A 19,382-nucleotide genomic window follows, 5' to 3' on the forward strand; every position below is an offset into this window, starting at 1 on the left:
ATTTCGATGTCATTGCCCTTCTCGTCTTTGTCCGGCTTCTTAAACTCGATCTCGCCATCGACACCCCAATCGGCAATGATTGTTGGTCGGAAGATTTGGTTCGCTTCCCCGGCGATCACGAACATATTACCGATGAGAATCAGTTCTTTGCTTTGATTATCGAGAACGATCTGCGCGGTTTCTTCCATTTCTCGAACGCGCTTTTCAAAGAGGTCGGAGTTGAACTTCTGCTCGATGATATCGTTTAAATTCACCCGCGAATCGCAAACCGGGCAACCAATATCGCTCTTTCCATCCTTGACTCGTTTCGAAATTGCGGTTAAATCTAAAACGTAATGACAGGTTTTGCATTGATAGGTGCGAACACGAATAACGTCATGCGCCATCTTGTGTAAGTGGTCGTGGACAAAACGGATGAAAACAATCTTGGTATCGAGTTCGACCCGGGAATCGAAATAGACGACTAATTCCGCTTTCCCTTCGCCGCAATCCTTCATCGCGATTCCGGCTTGCAAGCCGGTTTCGGTTTTGAAGTCGGCGGCGTAATGCCAGAGTTGATCTTTCTCGACGACGCCGGAATAGGTGAGACGAACGACGAGCGATGCATAGATTTCTTCCAGCGGCCCCGTAAACGAGTAGGTGACGAGAATGTCAGGATACTCAGCTTTGTCAGGACGTTCGCGCCGGAAGTAGGAAGGAAACACTAACATCGTTCCGTTTTTCGTGTCTTCCCGCAAACAAAGCGCTTTATCGTTGAAGAGCTTTAACATCGCGGTCAGAAGGAGTTTTTCATCCTCCTTGTTCGCGAGCCGCTTGAAATCCTGATAATCGAGTTTTCCTTCGAGTACAGCGTTTTCACTAACGCATCCTAACTCGTCAGTGTGTTGGCGGGCGTTTTGCATCACCGTTGCCGCATAGCCATTGAGCAGCTCCGGCAACAAGAGAACTAAATCACCAAACGGGAAACAAATCACAACCCCTTGTCCTTCGAGAATGCTGAGGACAGCGTCAAGTGAACTTTTTACCCCGTCTTCGTCTTTGAGTCGTTCGATTAGAAGCGCTTGTAATGCCTGTCGGGTAATTATTGGCGCAGGGAGTTCTTTACGAAGCTTAAAGATATCGTCTTTAATGCGCTTGAAGATTTCCGGGGAAACAGTGAAGGACATCGTTTGCCACGGGATTTTATCGTGAATCGCTTGTAATAACTCGGGAATGCCAAGCCCTGTTTTCGCACTGGTGATGTAAAATCCGTTTAAGGCTTGTTGGGTAACGAAATCTTGAATAGCTTTGTGACTTACGATGGGGCCGCCACGCTCACAGCGCCCGGCGACCAATAACTTTACGACCGGATCGATCTTCGCTTTAGAAAGTATTTTCTGCCATTCCGATACTATAGGAAAGGGGTCCCGGTCTTGGGGGTTAAAAACTAAAAGTGCGGCGGTCGTTTCATTGAGAAAGAGTTGCGTCGTGAGTTTATAATCGGCTTGCCCGGCGAAATCCCACAGCCATGCTTCCCGCTCTAACTCATTTATTTCATCGCCATCGGGTAACTCGAGCTTATGGATTTTCATCTCATGGGTCGATTCGGTAGCTTGATAGGTATTGCTCACTAACCGATTCGCAAGCGCCGTCTTCCCTACCCCAGTATCGCCTAGCAGCACAATTTTTGCGGAAGTATATTTTCTCTGCTTCTTCTCGGGTTCTACCCCCGCCAATTGTAACGCGAGCTCAAAATCCCAAACTTTGATGGTATTGTCAGAGCTTCCCGATACGATTTGTTTCCCATCGGGGGTGATTGCGACACTCCAAACCCGTAGAATGTGACCTTCGAGTGTAGCGAGTAGTTGATAGGTTTCGCTATCCCAAATTTTGATAGTATGATCGTCACTTCCCGATACAATGTGTTTCCCATCGGGTGTTATCGAGACACAGTTTACATCACTAGTGTGACCTTCGAGGGTGGTGAGTAATTGATAGGTTTCACTATCCCAAACTTTGATAGTATAGTCAGCGCTACCCGATACGATTCGTTTCCCATCGGGGGTGATCGCAACACCCCATACCCGTTTTGTGTGACCTTTGAGGGTCTTGAGCAGTTGATAGGTTTCACTGTCCCATACTTTGACTGTATAGTCAGAACTTCCCGAAACGATTCGTTTTCCATCGGGAGTGATTGGAACAAACCGAACTGTATTGGTGTGACCTTCGAGGGTGGTGAGTAATTGATAGGTTTGACTATCCCAAACTTTGATGGTCTGGTCTTCGCTTCCCGATACGATTCGTTTCCCATCGGGAGTGATCTCAACACACCGCACCCATTTGGTGTGACCTTTGAGGGTGGTATGCAGTTGGAAGGATTCGCAATCCCAAACTTTGAGGGTTTTGTCATCGCTTCCCGATACGATTCGTTTTCCATCGGGAGTGATTTCGACACACCGCACATAATCGGTGTGACCATTCAGAGTGGCAAGTAGTTGATAGGATTTACTATCCCACACTTTGAGAGTGTTGTCCCCGCTTCCCGATACGATGCGTTTCCCATCGGGTGTAATTGCCACACAAAATGTGTGATTTGTGTGGCCTTTAAGCGTAGCAAGCAGCACGGGATGGTCTTTTCGTGGTTGTGGTTCCGGTTGTAGTTCCAGTGCAGGTTTCGATTGCTTTGATTTCTCGGTAGGGGACATGATTCGTTCCATTGTTGTTGGGATTGTTTTACACAAGTGAATATACATTGTGTTGCTTTTCTATTCAATCATTTTTTGCCAATTTTTTAATTTTCCCGGCGTAATTCACTGCCATGACTGGTACTAACCCGGTTATACAACCCTGTCTTTTGGTATGCCACTTCTCCTCACCGAGCAAAAAAACCTCTTCGGGGAAGCTTGCGCCAACACCCGAAGAGGTTCTTTTCATCGATTGATTCGATGTGGTCGATTCGTTACCGGATCAGAACGACTCGCTTGATTTGTTGGGCTTTACCCGGCGCCATTGCGCGTACGAAGTACACACCGCTGGCGAGGGAATGCGCATCAAATGTAAAGTTGTGGTAACCCGCCGCGAATTTACCATCCGCGAGCATTGCCACTTGTCGTCCGAGTGTATTGTACACGGCAACTTGCAGTTTCGATGCATCGGGGAGACCGATACGAACTGAAGTCACCGGGTTAAACGGATTCGGATACGAATTCACGATTGAGAATACCTTCGGTAACAAGTCCGTCGGTTCGGTCGTACCAGTGCCATCCAGCGAAGCAGTAATATGAACGATTACAACGCCGCCGGTATAGTTGAACGTAACGACATTCGATTGGACGAGATTGAAGGTTTCACCATTCACAGTAGCTACGGCGCGGAAGTTGTCCGGTACGTCGTATTCCGCCAAGGAAGCGACATCAAACGTCATGGTGATGGTGCCATTTTCCGAAGCGTTGACCCGGAAGTCCCACGATGCGGAGGTAAACGATTCATCGAACGGTGCGCGGACGTCGGTCACAAAGTAGCGACCAAACGGCGAACCCCACGATTGACCATCGACGACAGCGCGGACGTAATTTCCCGACGGGGGAAGCGGCGGCGCTGTTACATCGATACCGTTATCCCAACCTGCAGTCGCGCCTTCACGACAGCCAATACCGGATAAATCGTTGTAGTATGGTCCAATCGCCATGCGGATCGGAACAAACCACTCGCCGGTAAATTCATCGGTCGCATTCACGATGTTGCCGCCATTGCGGCCATTGCCGGGATTGCCGGGATTGGCAATGTCGATAGCAGCAGAGTCGCGACGGGTACGCATCTCGATGCCAGCGAAATCGCCTGACCGTAATAGGTAACCGACACCTGGAACTAGGGTATCCGCAGGATCGATAGTCGCGGTGAAATCGCCACCGGCGTTGTCATAGGACTTGAAGGAAGTCACATCGATCCAAGTCGCCGTGACTGCTTCATCCCAAGTTAACGTCGTCGAGAAGTTGTCGTCGGAGAAGAGCCAATCGTTGGCTTGCAAACCGTTGCCGGCGAGGTCTTCGTTTCTGACAGTTACGCCAATCAAGTTGGCGGATGCGGAATCTAATGCGAGATCGACGTTATCGGTTGCACCCGGAACGACGCCATACACCCGACCGAGACCAGAATTGCTCTCAGCAGTTGTGTTGTCTTCGTTCAGAACCAACCAGTAACCCTTGGCAATCGCCACCGTCGACGGTTGTACATAGCCACCGCCCAGTGAATACTCGAACATCGAGAAGCCACCGGCGATTCCGCTGTCATTACCGGTATGAGTCAAGAAGACTTCTGCCGGCGTGCTGCCATCGGGATCAAGCGGAACCGAGATTAAATGCCAACCAGCGGCATAGTCGCCAGTGTAGCTGAAGCCATCCGGAACAATCGCGAAACTGACAAACGTTGTGTCAATGTTTCCTGCCCAATCTTCGGTAATGAAACGAAGTTGCGCTTCCGGGAAAACATCGGTAGAGCTTGCGAAAAGCGCTGGATCGTCCGCATAGGGGGACCAATCAAACGTCAAGTTCGCATTGACAATACCATCCGTCGGATCGTCGGGCGTAGTCGGCACAGCCGGCATATTCGCAAGCTGTGTCCAGTTTTCGCGCGGATCGTTCGGAACGCTGCCGGTCGAATCCGGCTCCGGCGAGAACGAGATGTAGGTGCGACGAATCGGGCTCGTATTGTCGACGGAAATCTCAAGCGTCGACACACTGCTCTTGGCAATTTCCGAGGAACTGTCGGCGGCGGGGAACACCGGGGTAACAACCGGAGCTGTTTCGTCACCGATCAATACGGCAAAATTCATGGTTTCAGGTGAACCAGTTGAACCGGCTGCCAAGTACTTGTAATTCGTACTTGCACCCGTAGCGCCGAGCATGTTTTGGTAGTCAGTACCGTTCCAGAAGACGACCGGGAGGTTATCCGTGTTATTGGTCGTAACGTCGAAGGATAACGCAACACTATCAGCTTGATCGGTTACCGTACGAATTCTAAAGATGTAAGAATTCGCGGTGAAATCATTGCCAACTGTGGAACGCATATCTTGCGTTAATTTCTGACGGAATCCAGTAAACCCACTTTCGTAGATGTACGTTTGAACGTAGTTGTCGCCGAGTACCGGTGGTTCCGGAATATCGTAGGCATCAAATGCATTCTCTGCCAATGGATCGAAGCCGGCAATATTTGCATTATCGTAATACGGAACCGTCGATTCGACTGTGGAATTGATCGTAACGCTCAAGGCGTCTGGTGGTGGTTCCGGTGTAAAGAAGCACCAGCCATCGGGATCCTGTTCACACAACGTTTCATTTCCATCGGCGTCGATGGCTTTGACTTTCCAGTAGTACATGCCACCAACCACAAGACCACTAGTAAATTCATACGATTCGCCGCTGATACCGGTTACTACGGTACAGTCGGAAAATGCTGAGTTATCAGCCCAGGTGAGTTCGTAGGTAATCGCTGAACTCGCCACGGTATCGGTTGCTGCTTCCCACGTGAGCGTCGGTGTAAGCGATACCGATGCGCTGTCAGCCGGGGTAAGCAGGTTGAATGCCGTCGGATGTACGTAGGTAAAGAAGCAAATTCCATCAGGAGCTTGATTACATTCCGTCTCATAACCGGTTCCATCCAATGCCTTAACTTTCCAGTAATAGATTTGGTCATTGGCGAGATCGGTTCCGAAGGTGTACGTTTCCGCTGCAATGTCAGCAACGACGGTGCAATCGGAAAATGCCGAATTGTCTGCCCACGTAAGTTCGTAGGTGACTTCATAACCGAGTAGCGTATCGGTAGATGCTTCCCAAGTTAAGGTCGGGGTTAACGCAACGTTAACGCTATCGGCGGGGGTTAATAAATCAAATGCGGTAGGATTCGCGTTGGATTGCAGTGCCGGAGCATCAAACAACCAAAATGCCGCGTCGGTCGAGGAGCCAGTATCGTTACCAACGCCTGCCACCAAAATCGTCGAATCGGATTCGACATTGATGAAGTAGCCGATGTCACCGGTTCTGCCGGAATCGTAGGCATGCGCCCAATCGGAAACGTAAGCAGTACCGTTGTCCTGAATTTCTGCCAAGTACAGATCGCCACCTTGGCGACCGGTAACCACAATGTGACCGTCACTCATTAATTCTGCATCATATAATTCAACATCGGTTTCGGTGGTAGTGAATTCGTAGCCCGCTACCAATGCGCCGGTTGCGGCGTCGATTTTCGCAACATAGCCAACGCGACCGGTACCGGTACCGCTCGTGCCGATCAGCACTAAGTCACCGTTACCATCGACTAATAGGTCACGAATCGCATCATCGTCACCAGTTCCAGCGGCACCGGAAAGAGTGAAACTGGAAACGGCGGTACCATCGGAAATATTAATCAGCTTTACATAGAAGTTATTGTTTGTACCCGATTTTTGCCGACCAGCGATGGCAATCGTTGTATCGGATACTTGGACGATGGCATAGCCTTCTTCTTGATCAGTTGTACCAATCGTCGCAACCCGTTCAGCAGTGATGGTGGAACCAATCGTGGTACGGGCATAATAGACATCGCCTGCGCCGGCCCCGGTTGCTTGAGTGGTATAACCAACCAGCGCCAACTTCGTATTGTAGGTCGAACCGGTCAGTTGAATTGCCTTATTGAAACGAGTAATAGTATTCGTCGTTCCAAAAGTATGCACACCAGTTACTGCAACACCTGCGCTCGTTCGGAAGAAGATCGAGCCGCGGGTATCGATTGTGGAAACCAATTTCTCGCCAAACCATGCGTAGTTACCATTCGTTAGTGGTACAACGCCGGATGTGATATCGAAGTTTGCCGCTGAGCCATCCGTGAATGTGACGGGCGTTGTTACTCCGGTCGAGGGCACCAAAGAGAGCAATGCAGCGGCGCGTTGGCTAGTGATAACGCTTTGACCAGCGAAGTCGTAGTCGTCTGCACCAACCCGATATCCAAATACAGCGGTTTGCTTCGTTCCAGACGCGCCATGAAGACGCGGCCAGTTCGTCGTAACCGACGGGTAAACACGATTGTCCGCCTGGGCAACTCCCACAGCGAACGCCAGTATCGTCAAAAACACCGTGACGATTGACTTTGTCAAGAGTTTTTGCATTACTCCTCCATTTATATTGTACTCAGACAACTGCCATTCAAAAGACCAGTCCCTTGCTGAGTTGTTGCGGGAACCTTGCAGAGTCGAAACAGAAGGTCTCTACTCACTCTTCGACAAAATGAGTAGAGGACTTAACATGATTTTTTGAAATTGCTGATAGTGAGTCATCATCGAAGAATGAATTTGTAGTAGAATTACCAATTTAATTATCATCCATCGTCTACCGGTTTTTCCCGATCAATCTTTTTTAACACACAGAGATCCGGCATATCGACACCATCCCGACCATGCTAATAAAGTATTCCATAATACTTGATAAATCAATGACATAAGTCACATTTATGAAAAAATATACCCCCCAATCTAACCTGAGAATATTTCGACCGATGAGCAAAAATAATCTGAGAATGGTTGGTGATGACTATCGTCAACTAAGTTGACAAACAACAAAACAATCGAAGCGGTGAGTAAAACAATTATTATGAATATTCATCAACAAATGCTCACATTAGTCGACGCTAATATCAAAATTCAAGAGCATTGTATTTAAGAATAATTAAAGTTGAGATAACTAATTGATATAGAGCGAGCTCAAACAGTACAATAAAAAAAAACACGAATGAACCTTATAATTGTCTCATTAGAATTGCAATTCAAGCGATATTTCCAACACATTGGTTACGGGGGGAAGCAGCACGGGGCAGGGGACACCGGAAAAGGATTTGCGGTTGTTGCCACAGAGGTTTAGGGTTGGCATATATATCGGCAGATTCAATGCGCGAGATTTAGGCGACGACTAATGAGCAGCCGGCTTCCGAGCGGATACCCCGAGCTCGACTGAACAAATTCTATTAGGTATTCAGTCTGCGAATTTGGAACTGATTGCCATCGAAAAAGTAACACAAAGCGTTGCCGCGAATTTGTATGAGAGCACTTCCACAGCGGAAGTGCTGGCGAGCCAAGTGTTGGTATTCAACAACCAGTTAGCCAGTCTCCAAATGAATGAAGTAATACAAGAATTATCATTTTCCACAAAGAAGTTTACGTGCAGCGATAACCTGTTTGGAAGCGCCCTTGCCAACTGCGGTCAGGTGTCCCATTTTTCTGCCGGGACGCGCCTCCCGTTTCCCATAGAGATGGAGGTGAATGCCCGGCAGCTCGAGGACTTTTCGCCATTCCGGTTCACCGCGATGCCAGAGCTCGCCCAATAGATTCGCCATCGCCACTTCCTCGGCAATCGGCGTAGAATCGCCTAACGGGAGGTTTCCGACCGCTCGCCATAGTTGCTCAAATTGCGAACATTGCGCCCCTTCTATCGACCAATGCCCGCTATTGTGAGGGCGGGGTGCCAGTTCGTTGACGAGCAATTCACCGCTTTGTGTTTCAAATAACTCGACCGCGAGTAGTCCCACCAACTGTAACTGTTCCGCAATGCCGACTGCGATTGCTTCGGCTTGTTGCGCGATATATTCCAGATGCGGAGCGGGCGCTATTGTGAGATCGAGGATATGGTTCGCGTGACGATTCTCAACGACCGGGAAGCACTTAATTATACCAGATAGATTACGCGCAACGATTACCGAACACTCTCTTACGAAATCAACAAACTGCTCAAGAATTACGACGTCGGTTATCGACTGTAGAACTGTCTGCAACTCATCGCGGGTAGATACTTTCCACTGTCCCTTGCCGTCATATCCCATCCGAATCGTTTTCACTACTGCGGGGAAACCGATCAACGAACAGACCTCTTCGATTTGTTGGGGGGAACTCGTGAGGGAAAGAAATGCGAATTTAGGAACCGGGAATCCGTAGTTGCGCAGGAAGTTTTTTTCCAATTCCCGCGATTGACACGTTTCTAAGACCGATGGATCGGGAAACACCGGACAACTCGCTTGGCGAATTGCGTCCGCTGAGAGATTCTCAAACTCAAACGTAATGAGCTTGCAATCGCGCGTCATTTTTTCTATCGCACCTCCATCACTATAGGATGCGACAGTAACATCGGCACATGCCGAGGCGGGACAGTCTTGATCCGGATCGAGTACTGAAACGCGGAGTCCCAGCCGGTGTGCCGCGAATGCCGCCATTCTACCTAATTGACCGCCGCCGACGATGCCGACGCGGTCGCCCGGTTGCAACGACATCATGCCAACGGCTCCGATGTTACCTCGGCTGTTTGGTTTTCCCGCCAGGTACGCAACCGTTCGCGCAATTCTTCATCGGTCAGAGCAAGAATCGAGCAGGCAAGCAACGCGGCGTTCTTCGCACCGGCTTGTCCGATTGCAAGCGTACCGACGGGAACTCCACCGGGCATCTGTACGATGGATAGCAGCGAATCGAGTCCTTGTAAATGTCGGCTCGGGACGGGTACACCTAACACCGGTAGAATCGTTTGCGAAGCGGTCATGCCGGGTAAGTGAGCAGCGCCACCCGCGCCAGCGATAATCACTTGTATACCGCGCTGTTCCGCAGTCTTTGCATATTCAAACATCCGGTCGGGTGTACGATGGGCGGAAACGACCTGCCACTCGAACGGAACGTTTAATGCAGTAAGCATATCCGCCGCCGCTTGCAGCGTTTCTTTATCCGATACGCTTCCCATGATGATGCCGATGACTGGTTTCATGCGCGCTCCCGTTTGCATTATCTATAATCTACAGAAACAAAGATAGTGGTACAAAAGTAGAAGCATTATAGAGGGGAGGACTTTGGTAGGATTTCCCGCAGTTGCGACAGCAATGGTGCAATTTCCCCCATCGGTTCGACATCGACCCGCAACACTGCGACCGGCAGCAAACGAAACACTGCTGGTAGTTTCACATAATCTTTTTCAGTGGTTACGAGATACTCAGCGCTGCTACTACGGAATTGCGCTTCCAGCGCGGTAAGATCATTATGGGTATAAAAATGATGGTCGCGATAGAACTGTGTTCCGACAACCTTTACCCCTAACGCTGTAATCGATGCTCGGAACCGTTCGGGATGCGCAATCCCTGCGAAGGCGAAAACGGTTTTATTCTTCATCGCGTCGAGCGGCAGCGTTCGTTCTTGGAGGCGCCACTCACTGGGGCGAGTACGAAACGCAACCACCGGAATCGTTACCCCCATATTCTTGATTGCGGTTTGCCACTTCGTTCCCGTCGCGGTTTTGTCGACCCGGAGCCATAATGCTTGGGCGCGGCTGATTGAGGAGAACCCTTCCCGGAGAAATCCTAAGGGGAGATAGCGGTACGCTAATCGTGGTAACGTCGCATCAAGAATCACCCAATCGACATTTCGTTTGATGCGCCGGTGTTGAAAACCATCGTCGAGGACAATGACGTCACAGCCAGCATCGACCAACGCATGCGCGCCACGAACGCGGTTCGCATCGCAATAGACCGGAATGTTTGGGAACCGCTCGGCAATCATCCGCGGCTCGTCTCCGCTCAATTCTACGGAGAGTAGTTCGCTACCATCGCCACGGGAGACCCACACCGGCGATTTACTCTTTCGTCCATAACCACGGGATAACAAGCCCGGTTTTGCACCAAGTTTTTCCAATTGCGCAAGCGTCCAAATTGACAACGGCGTTTTCGAAGAACCGCCAGCCGTTAAGCCGCCAATACTAATGACAGGAACCGCCGCCGCATAGGAGGAGAAGATGCCGTTATCGTAGAAGCGGTTGCGGATGCTGACGATGGCGCCGTATAGGATAGCCAGCGGCGCGGTGAGAGGATACAGCCATTTCGGTGAATGGACGCGCACTATGCTATACTCGCTCTACCCGCTTCGCGGTCGGTGCGGTGTTCGACATTCGTTAATACTTCTTCTAATTTTCGGTTCGCTGACTTCATCGCGTCGGTGGTTGTATTGAGTGGTGGAGGCAACGGTTCGCCGATAAGAAATTTTACTTTTGCGAACGGTTTAGGCAATAGCATTTTGTCCCAGGATTTATCGAATTGCCATGCCGAACTTGCCGAACCGGAGACAGGGACAATCCACGCATCCGCTTCGCGGGAAAGCCACACCGTTCCTAACTTCGCTTTATGCCGCGGTCCGCGTGGCCCGTCGGGCAACATCCCCCCGGTTTTACCGGCAGTGATCGCATCGACTGCGCCTAATGCCGCTTTCACGCCGCCGCGGGTCGAGCTGCCCCGAACGGCATGAAAACCCAATCGTTCGACAACCCGGGTGACCAACTCGCCATCGTCATGATCGGAAACGATGACGTGGATATCGCAATCCCGGAGAATGCAGGCAGTCAATAGCAACCGACCGTGCCATACTGCGACAATTTTTCGTTCGTATAAAGTGGAATCGATCGAGGAGAGATTCGGGTAACCCAGTTGCTCAACGCGCCACGACCATGCAAACGCTTTCAACAGCAGTGTCGCAATCCGCGGCAATAGTTCGAACTTTAACCATCGGGTCAACTGTTTACTCATTGTTTCGCTGCCAATTCGAGAATCCATTCGGCGACCCGTTGCGAGGCACCGACTCCTCCCAGACGACTCCGTAAGGTTGCAAACTTCTTCACCTGTTCGACCCCGGCTTCGCCCATCAGATTGCTCAAATCTTTTGCGAGGCGTTTCGGCGTGGCATCGTTTTGGATGCGTTCCGGCGCAACCAGATCGTTCATAACCAAATTTGCTAAGGCGATATAGGGAACCTTCACGACGCGTTTACCGATAGCGAACGTAATCGGCGATGTCCGGTAAAGAACGGTCAATGGCGTACCCAAGAGTGCGGTTTGCAGGGTTGCCGTACCGCTGGCAACGGCGGCAGCATCGGCGGCGACAATCGATACGGATGCGTCATCATATACCAATCGCGCGCCAATATCGACAAAGGGTTGATACCATTCCTGCGGCAATTCCGACAATGCCGGAACAAGGGCAATTACATCGGGGTGTTTCTTTTGCAACATCCGGAATGCTTCGGTAAGGATTGGGGTATGGTGGAAAATTTCCTGTTTCCGGCTGCCGGGTAACATCGCAATTACCCGTTTTCCAGTTACACCGAGATTAGCTTTCGCTGCGGTTTTCGATAAATCGAGTGGTAACTCCTCGAGGAGGGGGTGTCCCACGAATCGTACATCCAACGGGGCATTTTTGTAAGTATCTACCTCGAACGGGAAGACCACCGCAAGACCGTCGTACCGCTCGGAAATCTGTTTTATACGACCCGCTTTCCATGCCCAAACTTGCGGACTGATATACCCTAACGTTTTCGGACGGTAGTTCCCGGAGGAAAACTCCGTGCGTAACCATTGGGCAAACCGGAGATTGAATCCGGGATAATCGATAGCGATTACAACATCCGGTTTTCGACGCTTCACTTCCCGGTGTAACAAATCGTTGTTGCGTTTGATAACGGGCAGGTGTTTAAAAACTTCAATGAACCCCATGACTGCCATTTCGCGAGCATCGACCACGACCTCTAACCCGGCTTCCCGCATTCGTTCACCGCCCATCCCCCAACATTCGCAATGCGGAGATAATTTACGCAGAGCGGCAACGACCCCCGCCCCGTGAAGGTCGCCCGATGTTTCGCCAGCAAGAAAGCAAACGTTCATGTGATCGAAATCGTGTGTTGCGATGTAAAACAAGGACGACTGACAGGAATGTCAGTCGTACGGTAGTTACTACCAGCCTTGACCGCGCCAGATGGCATATCCGATCATCAATGCGAGAATCACAGTAATGCTGGTAAAGGTGGAACGTTCGCTTTTCAATGCACCGTTCCAATCGTTTGGGCGCTCATCCAGCGGTGTGACATATCCTTTCACTGGGAATAGGCGGGGTACCCGTTTACAATACTCCTGATACTTCTCGCCGTAATCTTTCACCAGTTTCTCCTCTTCGAGGGAGATAATTAACGTGTACTGCACCCAGAAGTAGAAGAATGTGACTGGTAGTAGCCAAATGAGCTGCTCGCCTCCGAGTGTTGCCGCTCCGATATACAGTAGCACATTCCCGAAGTAGAGGGGATTTCGGACATACGCATAGGGACCACTGGTTGTCAGGTAGGGCGCTCCGACATCTCGGGTTCGCGACGCGCCGCCGATGTGTGCGACTGCCCAGATCCGGATCCCTTCGCCCATTGCCATCAGCAACAGACCGACGCCAAACGATAGCGGTGTCGGTCTTGCCACGTAAAGCAACGCACCTACTAACGGCAGTGGTGTAAACGAACGAATCCGGAAAACAAAGTTACGCAAATCCCCCATCGAAAACTCCCTTGCATTATCGAAAAGTTAATAGATTGATGATGGCGGCGCATTGATATTTTCGTGTTCCCGCCGTATACTTGGTATAGTATAGTGTGGGAGAAGGTTTCGGACAAATGCCACCACTACCGATTGGCAACGCCGAACGGCGTTTCAAATTGTTTCTTCAGGGAAAGGGTTTACGGGTAACCGAGGAACGGCTTGCCATTCTCCGCGCTGTTAATAAACTTTCTGGACATATCAATGCCGATGAGCTATCCTATCAACTCCGGCAAAACGGAGTTGATGTTTCCCGGGCAACCGTGTATCGAACACTTAGTCACCTTGTGGAGGCAGGACTTGCCCGCAAAGTCGATTTTGGTTCGGGGCATGCCAATTACGAACGCAGCGATTTAGCCGATGGTCATCACGATCATATCATCTGCACAAAGTGTGGAAAAATCATCGAATTTTACAACTCGGAATTGGAAGATTTACAAGGAAAAATTGCCGAACAGCATGGATTTCACATCGTGGCACACCAATTCCAAATTGTGGGAATTTGCCCGGACTGCCGGACAAAACCGTAAAGTCTTTTTTTGAGTGGCGTGTTTACAATTCTTTCAAACGAGTTTTTGCGTTATATTACTGAGCTAAGAGCCAAAGAGTTTTGCAGTAACACGTTAACTAAATGATTCACTCTGTTGAACTGAGAAGCAAAGGAAAGGGACGACAATGATTCGTCGCACATGGTTCCTAATGTTGATGGCAGTTTTTGCCTTCACGATGTTAGCGAATGCACAACCAATTCCCGTCGATATCACAAATTTCGATATGAATACCGGTGAAGTCGCTTCGCGAATGCGCACGCAAAATGGTACAACCGCTATGCCGTTAGAGAGTATTGTTCACGTGATTTTAGATTCGTTGAACAATGGCATCTCCACACCATCGGCAAATGGTCTTCCGACCGGTGACGACCGGCTGTGCGGCTTCTTCCGGGTCGGCGCTGGAACGGAAGGGGAACTCGGCGCATTTTATGCGACGGTAGCAGCATTCAGTCAGGCAGAGGCTGGGCGGAACATGCTGATCGCAGGTCGACAGTTCTATCTTCGCGGCTTTAATACCACCGACTCTACGATTCCTCCGGGAACATGGTATGCAACCTCCACCCGTGCCGGTGGCGTTTTGCCCACCGTCCCAACCGGCGCTGATTTTGTCGATGGTTGGCTTTGGCCGCAAGTAGACAGTACGAATAACGTATGGGCGAGAACTTCTGGTATCGTTGTAACAGCGCCCTTAACAGGTGTGCAGGTGAATGTCGGCAACGTATTAAACGTTCAATGGAATGCCATTGGCGTCACCGGTAATGTGGCTGTCGAAATCAACCGGAACTATCCGAATGGTACGTGGACGACCCTGACCACCGCTGCCGCTTCGGCTGGCAGCTATGCCTGGACCGCTACCGCGCCAACCAGCGCCAATGCCATGATTCGGGTTTCTTCCGTAGTCGATCCCGGTACGTTTGGTCTCAGTGGCACCTTTCAAATTATCGATGTAGGTCTCTTATTGACACAACCAAACGGCGGCGAGACTGCTGTTGTCGGAACACCCTATGCAATCAATTGGGTTTCGACCGGATTAACCGGGAACGTCAATGTCGAACTCAAGCGTAACTACCCGGCAGGAACATGGGAAGTATTAGGCACAGCGTTGGCAACCGCTGGAACATATAACTGGAACGTTACCGGAGCCGTTTCTACTACTGCTCGGGTTCGCGTAATGCAGGGTACTGCTATCGGTGATACCAGCGATGCGAACTTCACGATTACTTCACCTTCCTTCTCCAATATTTATCCCGGTACCGGAACGACCGACTCGGTGTGGACATGGAATCCCACCAGTATCTCATGGGCTTCGCAGTTTGTTACCGGTAACGTTCGGATCGAATTGAATCGGAACTATCCGACCGGAACGTGGGTAACCCTGTTTGCGAATACAACCAACGATTTAGTCGAGAGCTGGACAGCGACAATGCCCGGCACAACCGGCGCCACTGCCCGCCTCCGGATTACCTCGATTACCGATCCGACAATCACGGCGATGAGCACTAATAGTTTTGTGATTACTCCATCGACCGTTGCTATTACCGCACCGAACACTGCCGTGACATGGTATGTCGGCGATACCGAAACCATCTCCTGGATCAATAGCTTCAATATGCCATTGAATGGCACCATGCGTATTCAACTAAATCGTGAATATCCTGCTGGTTCATGGACAACAATCGTCGATAACACCCCCAACGATAGTATTCAAACGTGGGTAGTCTCCGGTTCGCCGAGTACCACTGCCCGTCTTCGCATCATGTCTACCGTCGACACCTTAATCATCGACGAGAGCAATGTGAACTTTACGATTGCGCAACGTTCCATCACTGTTAATGTGCCGAATGGTGGGGAATCGTGGTTGGTCGGTTCCAATCAAAACATCACTTGGGCATCAACTGGTCTCACCGGAAATGTGAACATCGAATTGAACCGCAACTATCCTGGTGCGACTTGGGAGTCGATTGCCGCCGGCACGACGAATGACGGCACCCACGCCTGGACAGTAACGGGACCTTTCACGAACGTAGCCCGCGTTCGCATCACTTCCGTTGCCTTTCCGACGGTAGCTGACACCAGTAACGCAAACTTTACTGTGCGTGTTCCCACTATCGCCATACATACTCCAAATGGCGGCGAAAGCTGGGTCATTGGAAGTTCGCATGCAATCAATTGGGCAAGCGCCGACATCGTCGGGAACGTTCGGATTCAATTGAAACGTGATTATCCAACCGGAACTTGGGAAAACTTGTTTGCCAGCACCGCGAACGATACAACGGAAAACTGGACGGTAACAGGCCCAGCGTCAACCACCGCCCGCGTTCGGATACTATCCGTTACCGATACGACGATTGGCGATACCAGCAGTGCGAGCTTCTCAATTGTTTCGCCGACCATTACGGTAACAGCGCCGAATACCAATGTTTCGTGGATGATTGGTTCGACCCAGAATATCGCTTGGACGAGCTCTAATGTGACAGGTAATGTCACAATCGAATTGAATCGCAACTATCCGACTGGAACGTGGACGACATTAGCAACGCCTTCGTATATCGCGTCACCTTATGTTTGGACAGTTTCCGGTCCGGCTGCCACGAATGCTCGAATTCGCATCACTTCGGTTGCATTCCCAACCGTAACCGATGTAAGCGACACCAACTTTAGTATCGTTCCGCAAACGGTAACAGTTGTGACACCGAACGGCGGTGAAAACTGGGCAGTGAGCGATACCGTACGAATCCGATGGACTCGTTCAAATCCGTTCAATGGTCCTGTTCGTGTTGAGCTCAACCGGAACTATCCGACCGGAACATGGGATCCCATCGCAGCATCGGTTGCAAGCGATTCCACAACCTGGATTGTTATTGAACCGTTAACGGCTAATGCGAGAGTTCGAGTTGTCCAAATCGCCGACGCGACAGTCGCCGACTCAAGCAATGCGAATTTCAGCATCGTTCCGAAGATTCGCTTAACCCGTCCCAACGGTGGCGAAACGTTAACAACCGGTATCAACGATACAATTCGCTTCAACCGGATTGGCGGTACTGGATTGGTCGTCGAAGCACATGTAAACCGCAATTATCCGAGCGGCACGTGGGAATTAGTTAGTGAAGGTAATGCCGATATATTGGTTTGGGCGGTTACCGGAACAACGAACACAACCACCGCAAGAATGCGCGTCCGCTATATGCAGTTTAACACAATCGCCGACACCAGCAATGCAAACTTCAGCATCATTGTGAATGGCCTCAATGAATTCGGTCTCGAGATTCCGAAGGTATTTGCTCTTGGCAATGCCTATCCGAATCCCTTCAATGCCACCACGTCGTTTAAAGTTGCAGTGCCGAAGAATGCCGATGTTCGTATTGCACTATACAACTTGATGGGTCAGAAAGTGGTCGATCTTCATAATGGTAATTTGAAAGCAGGTTGGCACCGGGTTTCGTTCCGTGGCGATCATCTTTCGAGTGGTTCCTACATCGTGAAGATGGATGCACCGGGCTTCACCAACAGCCAGATGATCCAATTAGTGAAGTGATGGTGGTTACGGGTTTCCCAACCCGTTCTTCTGTAAGGGTTCGATAAATCGAACCCCTACCCAACAACTGATGATCTTAGGGGCGTAGCAATACGCCCCTATTTCTTTTTACGGGCTTGGAAGCCCGTATCCACCATGAATAGAATCTTAATAACCCACCACTTACGAAATATTTTTCACTGGACAAGAAAAACGCTCGCAATCAACTTAATTGTTATGTATTATTGACATACTACACGAATTGGAAAGGGAAGAATCATGAAGTACCGCTCAGTATTTTCTGTCATCTTCTTCTTGTTTTTTCTTTCCTCATTACTACTCGCACAACCGATTTCCATCAATATTTATACATTTGATGCGACGACTTTTGAACCCACTTACATCCGCAATCACCTCGGACAACCACTTGCTGAGAGGAGTCTTTTTCAGGTTATTGTCGATTCTTTACAAGATGGGATTGATCCCCCGTTAGCGAATGGAAGGCCGGGTGGAGATGATCGGTTGTACAACACGTATTGGATTGGAGCAGGATCGGAAATGATTGGTACATTTGCGCTATCGCTTCAAGCGACTCCAATTCCGTGGCGGGTCGATGGTTATCTCTATGAGGGTCAACATTTTTACCTTCGGGCATTTGAAACATTTAACACGCCAATTCCTTCTGGTACCTATTACAACGAGATACTGAACCAAGGACTGTTGTTCGTCGTTCCGCATGGCGATACTGACTTTTGGAATATCTCCTCCGATACAATGCGGGTTACAACGGGCTTGCAATGGATCAATCCAACTTATCTCTCCCGGTTGGTGATCGGAACAAATTTTCTCTTCCGGTGGTCGAATGCAACCTTTCCCGGTAATGTCCAGATTTCGTTGAATCGTAACTATCCATTGGGAAATTGGGAAACCTTGTTCGATAGCACGGCAAATGATTTCAGTGAGAATTGGTTGGTCACTGCTCCGGTAACCGGATTGACATCACGGGTGCGGATTCGTTCGGTACTTGATACCGCAATTCAAGTGATCAGTGATCGAATCAATGTCACCCATTTTGGTCTCCAAGAACCCTTTGCGAATAACGCTCTGCGAATTGGCGATACAACACAACTGCAATGGCAAACGTCACCCATTGCGACCGGAAACGTTCGTTTCCTGCTCAACCGCTATTATCCGACGGGAACTTGGGACACCCTTATCGCTAGTACACCGAATGACATGAATGAAGCGTGGGTCGTCACTGGACCTTACACAAATGGCGCTACCGCACGATTGCGTATCGAATCGACAACCGACCCTAACATCTTTGATGAGTCGCGCCTGAGTTTTTCCCTTTTGCCAACATTAGAATTACTGCAACCGAATGGCGGCGAATTGCTCGAGGGAAACTCTTTATATCCCATTCGATGGCGGAGTGAAGGTACAACTCTAACCGATTCTGTATTGGTGGAAGTGAATTCTTCCTTATTTGGATCATGGCAACCGATTGAAATTGCACGAGATTCGTTAGTGTGGCTGGTTCCATCGATAACTGCCAATGATGTACGGATTCGCATCTCCTATCTGCCGGAAGCGATTCGTGCAATCCAAGATAGTTCCGATGCGGCTTTCCAAATTGTCGTTGGCAACATCGATGCAACCGAGCTACCTCTTCCGGGAGAATATCGGTTTGAACAAGCGTATCCGAATCCGTTTAATGCAACCACCTCGTTCAAAGTTGCAGTGCCGAGAAGCTCTGATGTTACACTTGCCCTCTATAATATGTTGGGACAAAAGGTAATCGATCTCCATAATGGGAATTTGAAAGCAGGTTGGCACCGGGTTTCGTTCCGCGCCGATCATCTTTCGAGTGGTTCCTACATCGTGAAGATGGATGCACCGGGCTTTAGCAATAGCCAGCTGATCCAATTGGTGAAGTAACTTCGTAGA

Annotated in this window: 11 protein-coding genes; 3 read left to right on the forward strand and 8 right to left on the reverse strand. The window is 49.9% G+C overall.

The window, feature by feature from the left end; all coding sequences use genetic code 11:
- The 8 genes from OEM52_07205 to OEM52_07240 all read right to left on the reverse strand — a co-directional run.
- A partial coding sequence (locus tag OEM52_07205; protein MDK9699912.1) for an ADP-ribosylation factor-like protein occupies positions 1–2,684 on the reverse strand: 2,684 nt, incomplete at its 3' end.
- A 254-nt stretch (positions 2,685–2,938) separates the two neighbouring features.
- Entirely contained in the window at positions 2,939–7,117 is a 4,179-nt protein-coding gene (locus OEM52_07210; protein MDK9699913.1) for a T9SS type A sorting domain-containing protein, read from the reverse strand.
- Positions 7,118–8,139: 1,022 nt separating this feature from the next.
- Entirely contained in the window at positions 8,140–9,267 is a 1,128-nt protein-coding gene (locus tag OEM52_07215) for a 5-(carboxyamino)imidazole ribonucleotide synthase (GenBank protein MDK9699914.1), read from the reverse strand.
- Positions 9,264–9,746 carry a 5-(carboxyamino)imidazole ribonucleotide mutase gene (gene purE / locus OEM52_07220; GenBank protein ID MDK9699915.1) on the reverse strand — a complete coding sequence of 161 codons (483 nt, stop codon included), beginning with the start codon at positions 9,744–9,746 and terminating at the stop codon, positions 9,264–9,266. The genes OEM52_07215 and purE overlap by 4 nt, the downstream gene beginning before the upstream one ends.
- A 65-nt stretch (positions 9,747–9,811) precedes the next feature.
- Entirely contained in the window at positions 9,812–10,867 is a 1,056-nt protein-coding gene (lpxK, locus tag OEM52_07225) for a tetraacyldisaccharide 4'-kinase (GenBank protein MDK9699916.1), read from the reverse strand.
- Positions 10,867–11,547, reverse strand: a complete 681-nt coding sequence (locus OEM52_07230) for a lysophospholipid acyltransferase family protein (protein ID MDK9699917.1) — start codon at positions 11,545–11,547, stop codon at positions 10,867–10,869. Before OEM52_07230 ends, lpxK begins: the two co-directional genes overlap by 1 nt.
- Positions 11,544–12,677 carry a lipid-A-disaccharide synthase gene (gene lpxB, locus OEM52_07235; GenBank protein ID MDK9699918.1) on the reverse strand — a complete coding sequence of 378 codons (1,134 nt, stop codon included), beginning with the start codon at positions 12,675–12,677 and terminating at the stop codon, positions 11,544–11,546. The genes OEM52_07230 and lpxB overlap by 4 nt, the downstream gene beginning before the upstream one ends.
- A 69-nt stretch (positions 12,678–12,746) precedes the next feature.
- Positions 12,747–13,331 carry an isoprenylcysteine carboxylmethyltransferase family protein gene (locus OEM52_07240; protein ID MDK9699919.1) on the reverse strand — a complete coding sequence of 195 codons (585 nt, stop codon included), beginning with the start codon at positions 13,329–13,331 and terminating at the stop codon, positions 12,747–12,749.
- A 116-nt stretch (positions 13,332–13,447) separates the two neighbouring features.
- Between OEM52_07240 and OEM52_07245 the strand changes: the two genes are divergently transcribed.
- The 3 genes from OEM52_07245 to OEM52_07255 all read left to right on the forward strand — a co-directional run bounded on the left by OEM52_07245 (position 13,448) and on the right by OEM52_07255 (position 19,373).
- Positions 13,448–13,900, forward strand: coding sequence for a transcriptional repressor (locus OEM52_07245; protein ID MDK9699920.1), 453 nt, complete (start codon positions 13,448–13,450; stop codon positions 13,898–13,900).
- Positions 13,901–14,045: 145 nt separating this feature from the next.
- Entirely contained in the window at positions 14,046–17,456 is a 3,411-nt protein-coding gene (locus OEM52_07250) for a T9SS type A sorting domain-containing protein (GenBank protein MDK9699921.1), read from the forward strand.
- Positions 17,457–17,714: 258 nt separating this feature from the next.
- Positions 17,715–19,373 carry a T9SS type A sorting domain-containing protein gene (locus tag OEM52_07255; protein ID MDK9699922.1) on the forward strand — a complete coding sequence of 553 codons (1,659 nt, stop codon included), beginning with the start codon at positions 17,715–17,717 and terminating at the stop codon, positions 19,371–19,373.
- The last annotated feature ends 9 nt before the right edge of the window (positions 19,374–19,382 follow it).

This window comes from bacterium (assembly GCA_030247525.1).
Taxonomy (GTDB): Bacteria; Electryoneota; JAOADG01; order JAOADG01; family JAOADG01; genus JAOTSC01.